The organism is Nonomuraea guangzhouensis, assembly GCF_019396345.1.
Lineage (GTDB): Bacteria > Actinomycetota > Actinomycetes > Streptosporangiales > Streptosporangiaceae > Nonomuraea > Nonomuraea guangzhouensis.
On sequence record NZ_JAHKRM010000011.1, the window covers coordinates 40,351 to 53,429 of the forward strand.

Below are 13,079 nucleotides of genomic sequence, written 5' to 3' on the forward strand. Positions count from 1 at the left end.
ACATGCATCCGCATCTAATGCAAACGCATTTAATTCCGTTGCATAAGATTTAGCGAGGTGGTAACCTCCGCGTCATGGACGAGGAGTTCGTGGTCGGGACCTGGCACTACGTCCTGGCCAAGCACGCCAAGGCGATGTGCTCGCTGGAACGCGAGCTGGGTGACAAGCACGGCCTGGGGCCGAGCGAGTTCGAGGTGCTGGACCGGATCGTCCATCACGACAGGGAGCTCCGGATCCAGGAGCTCTGCGACGAGGTCCATCTGAGCCAGAGCGCGCTGTCCAGGGTCGTGGCGCGGCTGGAGAAGTCTCAGCTGGTCTCGCGCGGCGTGTGCGCCCAGGACCGCCGTGGCGTCTTCGTCTGCATCACCGACGCGGGCAGAGAGCGCCACCGGGAGGCTCTCCCGACGCAGCGCGCCGTGCTCGCCGACGTGTTCGCCGACGCCCCCGCCCTCGCGGCTAGGCCGTGATCCGGTCCATCACCAGGGGCAGCACCTCGGTGCTCGCCGGCCCGACCTCGTAGCCACCCCGCAACGCCTCCAAGGCCCGTTCGAAGCGCGCCGTCTCGTCCGCGTGCAGCGTCATCAAGGGCTGCCCCGCACGAACGAGGTCCCCCGGCTTGGCATGCACCATGATCCCCGCGCCGAACGACACCGGATCCTCCTTACGAGCCCGGCCCGCCCCCAACCGCCAGGCCGCCAGACCGACGGCATAGGCGTCCAGCCGCGACAGGACCCCCGAGGCAGGCGCCTCGACCACCATCGTCTCCGCCGCCTTGGGCAGCACCGCGTCCGGATCGCCGCCCTGGGCGGTGATCATCCGGCGCCAGGCGTCCATGGCCGAGCCGTCCGCCAGCGCCTTCGCCGGGTCCGGGCCGGAGATCCCGGCCGCCTCCAGCATCTCGCGCGCCAGCCGTACGGTGAGCTCCACGACGTCCGACGGGCCGCCGCCCGCCAGGACCTCGACCGACTCCTGGACCTCCAGGGCGTTGCCCACAGCGCGGCCCAGCGGGCGGTCCATCGCGGTGAGCAGCGCGACCGTGCGCACGCCCGCGTCGGTGCCCAGCGCGACCATGGTCTCGGCCAGCTCGCGGGCCCGCTCCGGCGTCTTCATGAACGCTCCGGAGCCCACCTTGACGTCGAGCACCAGCGACCCGGTGCCCTCGGCGATCTTCTTCGACATGATCGACGAGGCGATGAGCGGGATCGACTCGACCGTGCCCGTGACGTCGCGCAGCGCGTACAGCTTCTTGTCGGCCGGAGCCAGGCCCGAGCCGGCGGCGCACACGACCGCGCCCGCCGACCGCAGCACCGAGAGCATCTCGTCGTTGGACAGCGAGGCCCGCCAGCCGGGAATGGACTCCAGCTTGTCGAGCGTGCCGCCGGTGTGGCCGAGGCCGCGGCCCGACAGCTGCGGGACGTAGGCGCCGCACGCGGCCACCAGCGGGGCGAGCGGCAGCGTGATCTTGTCGCCGACGCCGCCGGTGGAGTGCTTGTCGGCGGTGGGCCGGTCGAGCGCGGACCAGTCCATCCGCTCGCCCGAGCGGATCATCGCCTGCGTCCAGCCGGCGATCTCGCGCCGGTTCATGCCGTTCAGCAGAATCGCCATGGCCAGCGCGGACATCTGCTCGTCGGCGACCTCGCCGCGGGTGTAGGCGTCGATCACCCAGTCGATCTGGGCGGCCGTCAGCTCGCCACCGTCGCGCTTGGCGACGATGACCTCGATGGCGTCCATCAGGCGGACCTGGACAGGTCGTCGGGACCGAACGCGTAGGGCAGGATCTCGGCCATCCGCTTCGGCCCGTCCACGGTCTCGACCAGCAGTTCCTCGCCGCCGAACTCGAACAGCAGCTGCCGGCAGCGCCCGCACGGCATCAGCAGCTCACCGTGGCCGTCCACGCAGGTGAAGGCCACCAGCCGGCCGCCGCCCGACGAGTGCAACGCCGAGACCAGCCCGCACTCGGCGCACAGGCCCAGGCCGTAGGAGGCGTTCTCCACGTTGCAGCCGGTGATGACGCGGCCGTCGTCCACGACCGCCGCCGCGCCGACCGGGAACTTTGAATAGGGCGCGTACGCGTTGTGCATGGCCTCGACGGCCTCCGTGCGCAGGCCGTCCCAGTCGATGTTCAATGCTGTTCCCCCCGGCGATAGCGCACGCCGTCGGCCTTGGGCATCCGCAGTCGCTGCGAAGCCACCAGGAGCACGAGCAGCGTGAGCACGTGTGGTGTGATGAAGACGAACTCGTTCGGCAGCTTGTCGACGGTCAGCCACAGCCAGATCAGCACGATCATGCCCCCGGCGGCTGCCGCGATCAGGTTGTACTCCCGGGTGCCCCTGGCCACCATCTCCGCGGGCTGGCCGGACGACACCATCGCGCGCACCTTGGCGGCGATGTAGATGAGCAGCAGTATGGCACCGAACAGGAAGAACGACGTGACGGCCCCGGAGCTGCGCAGTTGCAGGCCGTCGGCGTATCCGAACAGCGCGGCGCCCGCGGCCAGCCCGCCGGGCCGCCAGTTGCCGAAGATCATGGCGGCCAGGCCGATGAACCCGCGGCCCGCCGTCTGGCCCTCGACGTACTTGGTGGAGACGAAGACCAGGAACACGCCGCCGAGCCCGGCGAACGCGCCGGAGATGACGACGGCCACGTACTTGATGAGGTAGACGTTCACGCCCAGCGACTCGGCCGCCCACGGGTTCTCGCCCGACGAGCGCAGCCGCAGGCCGAAGGCCGTCCGCCAGAGCACGAAGAACGTCAGCGGGAGCAGCAGCACGGCGAGGATCACCAGGACGTTCACGTCGTGCGTGAGCCCGCGCAGGATGCCCGCGAGGTCGGAGACCAGGAACCAGTGGGTGCGCTCCAGGCTGCCGAGCCAGTCGGGACCGGCCGAGAACAGCGGCAGGCTGATCTCGGGCGCCTCCGACGACATGGCCGGCGAGGTGGTGATGCCCGCGCCCGCCGCGGCCGCGGCGGTGCCCTCCTTGTAGAGGACCTCCGACAGGAAGCGGGTGATGCCGGGGCCGAGCAGGTTGATGGCCACGCCGCTGATGATGTGGTCGACGCCGAACGTCACGGTCGCCACCGCGTGGATGAGGCCGCCGAGCGCGCCCGCGATCAGACCGGCGACCAGCGCGGCCATGAAGCCCCACTGGTATCCGGCCCAGCCGGCGAACCAGGTGCCGAGCACCATCATGCCTTCGAGGCCGATGTTGACCACGCCCGACCGTTCGGCCCAGAGGCCGCCGAGTCCGGCCAGGCCGATCGGCACCGACAGCAGCAGCGCGGCGTTGAACGTGCCGGACGAGGTGATGTCGTCCTGCCCGGACACGACGCGCACCACCGACATCAGCAGGATGAGCACGGCCATGCCGATGAGCGCCAGGTGGTAACGGCTGAACTTGCTCATGCTGCCACCTCAACGGGAGTGTTCCTGCCGAGCTGCTGAGCGGCCCGCCGTTCCTCGCGCCGCAGCGCGACCCTGCTGGTGATCTCGTTGGCGATGACCACCAGCAGCACGATCGTGCCCTGCATGATCATGATGACCGAGGGCGGCACGTTGGCGAACTGCAGCGGCCCCTGCGCCCGGTCCAGGAAGCCGAACAGCAGTGCCGCGACCGCGATGCCACCGGGCTTGTTCCGGCCGAGCAGCGCCACGGCGATGCCCAGGAAGCCCAGGCCCGGGGTGAAGTTGGAGCCATAGGAGTGCTTGTCACCCAGGATCTCCGGCATGCCGATCAGCCCGGCGATCGCGCCGGAGAGCACCATTGCGGAGATGACCATCTTCTTCGGGTTGACGCCGGAGGCCAGCGCGGCCGAGGCGTTGAGGCCGCTGGCCTTGACGTCGAAGCCGAACCGGGTCCGCTCCAGCACGACCCAGAGCACGATGCCGAGCACGACGGCCACCAGCAGGAAGCCCCAGAGCCCGCCGCCGCGAGGGGCGGGCAGCCCGAACATCTCGAACACGATGTTGAGGTTGGGGAACCAGGCCGACTGGGGCAGCGTGGGCGTCGTGGTGGTCAGCACGCCCTTGGCCCGCTCCCCGGTGAAGGGGCCGCGGACGAGGAAGGCGGCCAGGTTGATCGCGATGTAGTTCAGCATGATCGTGGCGATGACCTCGTTCACCCCCCGGGTCACCTTCATCACGGCGGGGATCAGCGCGTACAGGCCGCCCACGGCCATCGCCACCACGATGATCACGGGGATCTGGATCCAGGCGGGCGCCACGAACGTGGAGCCGACGTACGCGGCGCAGACGGCCGCGATCCGGTACTGGCCCTCCACGCCGATGTTGAAGAGGTTCATCCGGAAGCCGACGGCCACCGCCAGGCCCGCGATGAACAGCGGCACGGCCCGGTTGAGCATGGTCACGATGCCGTTGACCACCGCCCGCTCGGTCTCGCCGAAGTCGAAGAAGGCGGCGAACGCGGCCTCGGGGCTGGCCCCCGCCGCGATGATCGCCACGCTGGAGATCACGATCGCCAGGATGATGGCCGCGATCGCGCCGGCGACCGTCAGCAGCGCCCGGTAGAGCCCGGCGGGCATCACGTCTCCTCAGTACTGGTGATGGCGCCGGTCATGTAGCCGCCCAGCCGTTCGGGTGTGACGTCGGACGGGTCGAGGCGGGCGACGAGCCGGCCGCGGTAGATCACCTGCAGCGTGTCGGACAGCCCGATGAGCTCGTCGAGGTCGGCCGAGATCAGGAGTACGGCCAAGCCCGCGGCCCTGGCGTGACGCAGGTGGTCCCAGATCGCCGCCTGCGCGCCCACGTCGACGCCGCGCGTGGGGTGGGCGGCGATGAGGAACTTGGGCTCGCCGCTCATCTCCCGCCCGACGATCAGCTTCTGCTGGTTGCCGCCCGACAGGGCCAGCGCCAGCGTGTCGACGCTCGGCGTGCGGACGTCATAGTCCTTGACGATGCGTTCGGTGTCGGCCCTGGACGCCCGCCGGTTGATCCAGATGCCCGAGCGCGCGGGCGGCCTGGTCTGGTGGCCGAGCACCCGGTTCTCCCAGAGTGACGCCTCCAGCAGCAGACCCTGGCGGTGGCGATCTTCCGGGATGTAGCCGATGCCCGACTCGCGGCGTTTGAGGGTAGACCAGGTGCTGATGTCGGCGCCGTCGAGCGTGATGTCGCCGTGCACGGGCAACATGCCCATGATGGCCTCGATCAGCTCGGACTGGCCGTTGCCCTCGACCCCGGCGATGCCGAGGATCTCACCCTTGCGGATCTCGAACGACACGTCGTCGAGGAGCAGCCGCCGGCCCTTCTCACGGAGCTTCTCGACATAGAGGGCGACCGACGTGCCCTTGGGCACCGGGCGGAAGCCTTCGGCCTCCATGGTCAGGCCCGACACCGTCAGCGCCACGTCCTCGGTCACCGTGGACTCGCGCGTCTCCGGCGTGGGCAGCTCGCTGCCGACCATGAGCTCGGCCAGCTGCCGCGCGGTGACCTGGCCGGGGTCGACGCTGGCGACCGTGGTGCCGCGCCGGATCACGGTGATCGCGTCGGCGATGCTGAGCACCTCGTCGAGCTTGTGCGAGATGAAGATGACGGTCAGCCCGTCGGCCTTGAGCTCGCGCAGGTTGCCGAAGAGCTCGTCGACCTCCTGGGGTACGAGCACCGCGGTCGGCTCGTCGAGGATCAGGATGCGCGCGCCGCGATAGAGGACCTTGAGGATCTCCACCCGCTGCCGGTCGCCGACACCGAGATCCTCCACCAGCCGGTCGGGATCCACCCGCAGGCCATGGCGGGCGGCCAGCTCGATGATGCGCGCGCGGGCCCCGGCGGCGTCCAGCATGCCGGCCCTCTTCGGCTCGGCGCCGAGGACGATGTTCTCCAGCACGGTGAAGTTGTCGGCCAGCATGAAGTGCTGGTGCACCATGCCGATGCCCGAGGCGATGGCGTCACTCGGGGTCCGGAAGGCCACTTCCTCGCCGTTCACCTTGATGGTGCCCTCGTCCGGCTTCTGCATGCCGTACAGGATCTTCATCAGGGTGGACTTGCCCGCGCCGTTCTCCCCGACGATCGCGTGCACCGTGCCGGGGTCGACGGTGATGCGGATGTCGTGGTTGGCGACGACACCGGGGAAGCGTTTGGTGATGCCCTCCAGCTCGACGGCGGGTTGCACCGCGGCGAGGGTGTCGGCGTTCACTGGTCGCTCACCGCTCCTCAATCGCTCCGCTCATGTGTGTGAGGGACATTTGTGTGAGGGATAGGCCGAAGGCCCGGGGTCGGTTCGGACCCCGGGCCCTCGATCAACGTTCCTATCTCAATTACGGCTTGGACGGAACCGTGATTTTGCCGTCGATGATGTCCTGCTTCGCGGCGTCCAGCTTGTCCTTGATGTCGTCGATCTCGCCACCGGTGGTGGCCAGGCCCACGCCGTCGACCTTGAGGTCGTAGATGGTGTTGCTGCCACCCTTGGCGCCACCCTGGAACGCCTTGATGAACTCGAACACGCCCACGTCCACGCGCTTGAGCATGGAGGTCATGATGACCGACTGCAGGTCGGTCTCCTTGACCGTCAGGCGCTGGTCGGAGTCGACGCCGATGGCCTTCTTCTTGGCCGCGGCCGCCGCCTGGAACACGCCCAGACCCGAGTCGCCGGCGGCGTGGTAAACGATCTCCGCGCCGTCCTGGTACATCTTCTCGGCCGCGACCTTGCCCTTGTCAGGTGCCTTGAAGCCGCTGAAGTCACCGTCGGGGGTCAGGTACTTGACGTCGATCTTGGCGTCCTTCTTGACCGACTTCACGCCGGCCTCGAAGCCTGCCTGGAACTTCTTGATCAGATCGTTCTCGACGCCGCCCACGAAGCCGACGTGGCCGCTCTTGGCCTTGAGCGCCGCGGCGACGCCCGCCAGGTAGGAGCCCTGCTCCTCGGCGAACAGCAGGCCGGTGACGTTGGCCGCGTTCGAGGCGGAGTCGACGACCGCGAACTGGATCTCCGGGTATTCCTCGGCCGTCTTCTTGATGTCGTCGCCGTAGGCGAAGCCGACACCGATGATCGGGTTGTAGCCCGCGTCGGCCAGCTGGCGGAGCAGCTCACCGCGGTTGGAGCCGTCAGCCGCGGGGCTCAGCTCCTTGATGTCGGCGCTGAGCTCGGTCTTGGCCTTCTCCAGGCCCGCGTAGGCGGCGTCGTTGAAGGACTTGTCGCCACGCCCGCCGACGTCGAAAGCGAGACCCACCTTGAGCGCGCCGGACTTCGGCGCCTCACTGCTGGCCGCGGAGCTGGGCGCCGCGCTGGACGTGGCGTCCCCTCCGGTACCGCCGCTGCCGCCACAGGCAGCGGCCGCCATGAGCATGGCACCGGCTATCGAACCGGCCGCCATCCTGCCGAATCGCTTGCTGAGCAAGGCGACTCCCTTCCATTTCCCCGCCGTCAAACTTCATCGCGGGCGCGAAGAAATGTACGGCAACCCTGCACGGAAGATAGTTGGTTGACCAGGGCGGACAAAACCGGCACACAGGGTCGCAACCGCTCCGTTATCGACATCAGTCGCGTCCGTGACCTGAATCTGCGGATGCGAGACGGGGACCGCCACCCGAAGCTTTGCCCAACCTTGAACAATCTTGAACGCAGGGGGGCCCTTGCCGTCCGGCCGATCATGACAGAGATTCACTGATCAACGGTGGTTATCTCATCCTGGAGCCCTAGATGCATCCTTGGAAGGCCATGATCGTGCCCATGGCCGCGATCCTTGTCGCGGCCATGGGCACGGCGCCCGCCACAGCGGAGGCGGGCACCCCCACCATCACGATCGAGAACATAGCGATAGAGAACATAGCGATAGAGAACAACGCCACCCAGCCCGTCTTCTCCCGCGCCGACGCCGTCAAGCAGACGGTGTACGTCGAGGTCGCGGGGACCGACAGCGACAGCGACGGGCTGCCCGACCGCGTCGCCGTGGACATCCTGCGCCCGAAGGAGACCGACGCGGGCCTGAAGGTCCCGGTCATCATGGAGGCCAGTCCCTACTACGCGGGCGGCAACGACGTGCCGAATCACGTGGTGGACGTGGACGAGAACGGCAACCCGCTGCCGACCCTGCGCGCGTTCGCCAACAAGCTGGCGGCCGAGCCGTTCGACGGCTACTACGACAACTACTTCCTGCCCCGCGGCTACGCGATCGCGCTGGTCGAGAACCTGGGCAGCGGCCGCGCCACCGGCTGCCCCACCACCGGCGACCGCAACGAGACAGCCGGCCCGAAGGCCGCGATCGACTGGCTGAACGGCCGCGCGAAGGGTTTCACCCCGGAGGGCGAGCCCGTCTCGGCCACCTGGTCGACCGGGAAGGTGGGCATGATCGGCGTCTCCTACAACGGCACGCTGCCCAACGCGGTCGCCGCGACGGGCGTCGAGGGGCTGCGGACGATCGTGCCGATCGCCGCGATCTCCTCCTGGTACGACTACTACCGGGCCAACGGCGGCGTGCTGGCTGCGGGCGGCTTCCAGGGCGAGGACGCGGACGTGCTGGCCAAGTACGTGCTCACCCGCGCGAACGGCCAGCAGGTCTGCGGACCCGTCATGGACTACCTGACGGCGACCCAGGACCGGATCAGCGGCGACTACAGCCGCTTCTGGAACACCCGCAACTACCTCAACGACGTGGACAAGGTCAAAGCCAGCGTCTTCCTCGTGCACGGCCTCAACGACTGGAACGTCAAGACCAAGCAGTTCGCCCAATGGTGGTACGCCCTGTCCAAGCGCCACGTGCCACGCAAGATCTGGCTGCACCAGGGCACCCACATGAACCCCTTCAACCTACGCACCGTCGAATGGCTCCGGCAACTGCACGGCTGGTTCGACTACTGGCTGTACGGGATCGACAGCGGCATCATGCGGGAGCCCCAGGCGGACGTCGAAATCGCCCCCGGCGAGTGGGGCACTCACAGATCGTGGCCACTTCCGGCCACCAAACCCGTAGCCCTCCATCTCGGCTCCGGCGCCAAGCTGAGCCTCTCGCCGCAGCGCTCGACCCGCGAATCCTTCATCGACCAGAAGACCCGCACCGCCGAACAACTCGTGGAAACGGCCCCCGCCCCGGACCCCAACCGCCTGGCCTACCTGACTCCGGAGCTGCCGGCGGACGTCCGGATCTCCGGCACCCCGGAGATCTCACTCCGCGCCGCCCGCGACGCCGGCCCCTCCCCCTATCTCACGGCCCTGCTGGTCGACTACGGCACGGACACGAGAGCGGACGGAACCCTGGTCCCGACCGGCGAAACCCTCTGCTACGGCCAAGGCATCCCAGGCGACACGGGCTGCACGGCGTTGCGCAGGCTGGGCACGGCGACAACCCCCTACAAGATCGTCTCAAGAGGCTGGCTGGACATCAGAAACCGCCACGACCCCGCAAGAACAGAAACCATCAGCCCGTCAAAGGCCTACACCTTCACCTGGGACTTCCAGCCCAAGGACTACCGCTTCAAACAGGGCCACAAGATCGGCTTGATCATCACCTCAACCGACCACGACTACACCCTGCGCTACCCCGAAGGCAGCAAATTCACGATCGACCCGGCCCACTCATCACTGATCCTGCCGGTGACCAAGCCGTAGGACGGCCGGGGCCAAGCTTTGCGGGCGGCCGGGGCCAAGAATGCGCACGTCACGGCGCCCAGCCCCGTAAACCCCAGGAGCGTGCCCCTGGAAAGAGGCCAGCCCCGCCCAGAAGGGTGGGGCTGGCCCATGCTGGCCGTAACAGAAAATCAAGCACGCAGGGTGGGGCTGGCCCATGCTGGCCGTAACTGAAAAAATTCAGGCGAGGATCGAGTCCACGACCGGCTCCCAGAGCGCGGTCAGGGCGGTGGCGGACATCAGACGGACGCCCATCCCGATGGCCGCCTCGTCGACGTCGAAGGTCCCCTGGTGGATGTCGTACGTGACGCCGCCGGGCGAGCGCGTGCCCAGGCGGGCCAGCGCCCCCGGGATCGACTCCAGGTACCAGGCGAAGTCCTCGCCGCCGAGCGACTGCTGCGTGGGCACCACCGCGCCCGGCCCCAGCGCCCGCTCGACCGCCTCGGCCAGCATGTCGACGCTCATCTCGTCGTTGACGACGGGCGGCACACCGCGGGTGTATTCCATCGTCGCCTCGATCCCGTACGCGCTGGCGACCGACTCCAGCAGCGACTTGATCAGGTCGGGCGCGGCGTGCCAGGCGTTCTCGTCGAGGCAGCGCACGGTGCCTTCGGCCACGCCCTCGTCGGGGATGGCGTTGGCCGCGGTGCCGGCCTCCACCTTGCCCCAGACCAGGCTGAGCGAGGAGCGCGGGTCCACCCGGCGCGAGAGCGCGGCGGGCAGCTCGGTGAGCACCTTGGCGAGGGCGAAGACCAGGTCGGCGGTGAGGTGCGGCCGGGCCGTGTGACCGCCGGGACCCGACACCCTGATGACCAGCTTGTCGCAGGCGGAGGTGATCGGGCCGGGCTTGAGCCCGACCTGGCCGAGGTCGACGCGCGGGTCGCAGTGCAGGCCGAAGATGCGCTCCACGCCGCTGATGCCGCCGTGCGCCATGACCTCCAGCGCACCGCCGGGCAGCTCCTCGGCGGGCTGGAAGATCAGCCGGACCCGGCCGGGCAGCAGGCCGGCGGCGGCCTGCTGGGCGAGAAAGATCGAGGTGCCGAGCAGGATCGTGGTGTGCACGTCGTGGCCGCACGCGTGGCAGGCGCCCGGAACGGTCGAGCGGTAGGGCACGTCCTTCTCGTCGTGCAGCGGCAGCGCGTCGATGTCCGCGCGCAGCGCGACCGTCGGGCCGTCTCCACTGCCCACGTCGCAGATCAGGCCGGTGCCGCGTGGCAGCACCGACGGCATCAGACCGGCGGCGGTGAGCCGCTCGGCGATGCGCTGCGTCGTGCGATATTCGGCGAAGGCCAGCTCAGGATGCATGTGCAAGTCGCGGCGGAATGCCACCAACTCCTGATCGGTCTCCGTCAGGAACGCGTCGAGTTCCCCCCGAAGCTCACGTCCCCGCATGAGTCACCGTCCCGTCCAATTGCCACGCGATCGTCGACTGCCCGAAGTCGCACGGCTTATAGCGCCGTAAATCGTCCTTTGGCATCGCTGAGGCCAGCTGTCCGGTCAGAGCAGCCGTCCGGCGATAATGCCGCCACCCACAGGTTTCGGTGCCAGAGATCGTCGGCACGGGGGTTGTGATCCCCTCCTGAGGACAACCCACTACGGAAACACGGCGGTCGGCCATGAACCCGAAGGCGATGCACCAACTTTATCTCTTAGGCGCGGTCTCGCGCCGACAGATACCCCGAAAGTCAGCCGACTGCATGCCCGTAACCGCAGGTCGTCACCGTGCGTGAGCGCTCGGCTGACCCGAAAAATAGTCACAAGGGATCATTAGTTCGTGACCCACGGACGCCACTTCCAAACGTGGTCAAGGATTTCGAATCCTGTCACCTCCCGTCATGGTCATGACACTCCGACGATGGATGCTTTCGTATAGACTGCGTGTTTCACTCGCAATATGATCACTAAAATCCCGTTCGGGGAGAAGTATGCCGGGTTGAGCATCTTCGAGCCGGGCGAGGGGACCCTGGTGGTCGTGCCCTCGCTCTCCCTTCCGCAGGATGAGCTCCGCCGCATCACCGGAGCGAGGTGCTACGAGGAACGGCTGCTCTTCCTCCTGCTCACGCTCCGCGAACCCGGCGTCAAGGTGGTCTACCTCTCCTCCGCGCCCATCGATCCGGACATCATCGCCTACTACTTCGGCTTCCTGCCCGATCCGGATGACGCCGCCAAGCGGCTGCGCCTGATCAGCCTCGACGACCCGCACTCGCAGCCGCTGACCAGAACCCTGCTCTCGCGGCCCGAGGTCCTCGAACAGGTACGCGAGGCGATCGACGGCGACGCGTGGATGGTGCCGTTCGTGCTGAGCGAGCTGGAGGAGGAGCTGGCCGCGTTCCTGAACATTCCCATCTACGGCCCGGCCACCTCGCTCGCCTATTACGGCTCCAAGAGCGGCTCCCGCGAGGTCGGCCAGGAGGCCGGCGTGCCGATGGCCCGCGGCTTCGGTGACCTGCACTCCCTGGCCGAGATCGAGGACGCCATCGAGTCGCTGCCGGGCGAGCGGGTGATGGTCAAGCTGAACGACGGCTACTCGGGCCTCGGCAACGCCATCGTGACCAAGGGTGACATCTCTCGGACGTGCTTCTCCGCGTACGGCGAGACCTGGAAGAGCTTCACCACGAAGATCCGCGAACGCGGCGCGGTGGTCGAGGAGTTCATCGAGCAGCGCCCGCTCCACCACCCCAGCGCGCTGGCCCGCATCACGCCCGACGGCCGGCACCACGTCATCGCCACCCACGACCAGGTGCTCGGCGGCGCCAACAACGACGTCTACCAGGGCTGCACGTTCCCGGCGGCGCCGGAGTACCGCGACGAGGTGGGCGCGTCGGCCGAGCGGATCGCCCGCATCATGGCGGAGCGGGGCGTGGTGGGGCTGTTCGGCATGGACTTCTTCGCGCTGGAGACCGATGCCGGCTACGCGGCGCTGCTGTGCGAGGTCAACCTGCGGATCGGCGGCACCACACATCCCTTCGGCGCCACGGTGCTGACCACCGGCGCCTCCTATGACCCGGCCACCGGCCTGCTCATGGCCGGCGACCAGCCCAAGTACTACACCGCGACCGACAACTGCGCGGCCGGCTGCCTGCGCGGGCGGTCCCCCGGTCAGGTCGTCCGGATGGCCGAGGAGCTCGGTCTCGGCTTCGATCGCGCCCGGCGTACCGGAAACGTCTTCCACCTGCTCGGAGCGATCCCCGAGCACGGCAAGCTCGGCTTCACCACGATCGGCGACTCCCGCGAGGAGGCCGACGAGTTGCACCGGCTCACCTGTCGCGCGCTCCGCGGAGCCCCTTCCAGCCGATGACGCCCAGCACGATCGCGAGTATGAGGTTCACTCCGATCAGGATGCCGTGCACCACGTAGAAGCTCGTGGGATGGCCGTCTTGCAGGTTAAACCCGAGGTTGACCCACTCGAAGACCATGAACACGCCGAGCAAGATGAGGAATCCGGCGATCTTTCGCGACATGACCACTTCTCTAGTATCAGGCGCCGAGCATCGGGGGATGTGTCGG

The 13,079-nt window shown here is 68.3% G+C and carries 11 protein-coding genes; 3 read left to right on the forward strand and 8 right to left on the reverse strand.

Annotated elements, in window-relative coordinates; all coding sequences use genetic code 11:
* The first annotated feature begins 74 nt into the window (after window positions 1-74).
* Window positions 75-467 carry a MarR family winged helix-turn-helix transcriptional regulator gene (locus KME78_RS23385; protein ID WP_219531283.1) on the forward strand — a complete coding sequence of 131 codons (393 nt, stop codon included), beginning with the start codon at window positions 75-77 and terminating at the stop codon, window positions 465-467.
* On the opposite strand, the gene KME78_RS23390 is transcribed toward KME78_RS23385, so the two are convergent.
* The 6 genes from KME78_RS23390 to KME78_RS23415 all read right to left on the reverse strand — a co-directional run bounded on the left by KME78_RS23390 (window position 457) and on the right by KME78_RS23415 (window position 7,347).
* Window positions 457-1,731 (reverse strand): thymidine phosphorylase, encoded by a 1,275-nt coding sequence (locus tag KME78_RS23390; protein ID WP_219531284.1) that lies wholly within the window; start codon window positions 1,729-1,731, stop codon window positions 457-459. The two genes, KME78_RS23385 and KME78_RS23390, sit on opposite strands and share 11 nt — an antisense overlap.
* On the reverse strand, window positions 1,731-2,126 hold the full coding sequence (locus KME78_RS23395) for a cytidine deaminase (RefSeq protein WP_219531285.1): 396 nt from the start codon (window positions 2,124-2,126) through the stop codon (window positions 1,731-1,733). The genes KME78_RS23390 and KME78_RS23395 overlap by 1 nt, the downstream gene beginning before the upstream one ends.
* A complete protein-coding gene (locus tag KME78_RS23400; protein WP_219531286.1) occupies window positions 2,123-3,403 on the reverse strand; it encodes an ABC transporter permease in 1,281 nt (426 codons plus the stop codon). Before KME78_RS23400 ends, KME78_RS23395 begins: the two co-directional genes overlap by 4 nt.
* On the reverse strand, window positions 3,400-4,539 hold the full coding sequence (locus tag KME78_RS23405; protein ID WP_219531287.1) for an ABC transporter permease: 1,140 nt from the start codon (window positions 4,537-4,539) through the stop codon (window positions 3,400-3,402). The genes KME78_RS23400 and KME78_RS23405 overlap by 4 nt, the downstream gene beginning before the upstream one ends.
* Complete coding sequence (locus KME78_RS23410; protein ID WP_219531288.1) at window positions 4,539-6,146, reverse strand: ABC transporter ATP-binding protein; 1,608 nt, start codon at window positions 6,144-6,146, stop codon at window positions 4,539-4,541. Before KME78_RS23410 ends, KME78_RS23405 begins: the two co-directional genes overlap by 1 nt.
* A gap of 121 nt (window positions 6,147-6,267) precedes the next feature.
* Window positions 6,268-7,347 (reverse strand): BMP family lipoprotein, encoded by a 1,080-nt coding sequence (locus tag KME78_RS23415; RefSeq protein WP_219531289.1) that lies wholly within the window; start codon window positions 7,345-7,347, stop codon window positions 6,268-6,270.
* Window positions 7,348-7,649: 302 nt separating this feature from the next.
* Between KME78_RS23415 and KME78_RS23420 the strand changes: the two genes are divergently transcribed.
* Window positions 7,650-9,554 (forward strand): Xaa-Pro dipeptidyl-peptidase, encoded by a 1,905-nt coding sequence (locus KME78_RS23420; RefSeq protein ID WP_219531290.1) that lies wholly within the window; start codon window positions 7,650-7,652, stop codon window positions 9,552-9,554.
* Between the two features lie 198 nt (window positions 9,555-9,752).
* On the opposite strand, the gene KME78_RS23425 is transcribed toward KME78_RS23420, so the two are convergent.
* Window positions 9,753-10,964, reverse strand: coding sequence for a M20 family metallopeptidase (locus KME78_RS23425; RefSeq protein WP_219531291.1), 1,212 nt, complete (start codon window positions 10,962-10,964; stop codon window positions 9,753-9,755).
* A gap of 502 nt (window positions 10,965-11,466) precedes the next feature.
* On the opposite strand from KME78_RS23425, the gene KME78_RS23430 reads away from it, so the two are divergent.
* Entirely contained in the window at window positions 11,467-12,870 is a 1,404-nt protein-coding gene (locus KME78_RS23430; RefSeq protein WP_219531292.1) for a peptide ligase PGM1-related protein, read from the forward strand.
* Here KME78_RS23430 and KME78_RS23435 read toward each other — a convergent pair.
* Window positions 12,830-13,033 (reverse strand): SCO4848 family membrane protein, encoded by a 204-nt coding sequence (locus tag KME78_RS23435; RefSeq protein ID WP_246651727.1) that lies wholly within the window; start codon window positions 13,031-13,033, stop codon window positions 12,830-12,832. The two genes, KME78_RS23430 and KME78_RS23435, sit on opposite strands and share 41 nt — an antisense overlap.
* Between the last annotated feature and the right edge of the window lie 46 nt (window positions 13,034-13,079).

Coding starts and splice junctions, on each gene's coding strand:
- KME78_RS23390 (WP_219531284.1), bottom strand. CDS start 1,731: ATGGACGCCATCGAGGTCATCGTCGCCAAGCGCGACGGTGGCGAGCTG.
- KME78_RS23420 (WP_219531290.1), top strand. CDS start 7,650: ATGCATCCTTGGAAGGCCATGATCGTGCCCATGGCCGCGATCCTTGTC.
- KME78_RS23400 (WP_219531286.1), bottom strand. CDS start 3,403: ATGAGCAAGTTCAGCCGTTACCACCTGGCGCTCATCGGCATGGCCGTG.
- KME78_RS23430 (WP_219531292.1), top strand. CDS start 11,467: ATGATCACTAAAATCCCGTTCGGGGAGAAGTATGCCGGGTTGAGCATC.
- KME78_RS23385 (WP_219531283.1), top strand. CDS start 75: ATGGACGAGGAGTTCGTGGTCGGGACCTGGCACTACGTCCTGGCCAAG.
- KME78_RS23435 (WP_246651727.1), bottom strand. CDS start 13,033: ATGTCGCGAAAGATCGCCGGATTCCTCATCTTGCTCGGCGTGTTCATG.
- KME78_RS23405 (WP_219531287.1), bottom strand. CDS start 4,539: ATGCCCGCCGGGCTCTACCGGGCGCTGCTGACGGTCGCCGGCGCGATC.
- KME78_RS23425 (WP_219531291.1), bottom strand. CDS start 10,964: ATGCGGGGACGTGAGCTTCGGGGGGAACTCGACGCGTTCCTGACGGAG.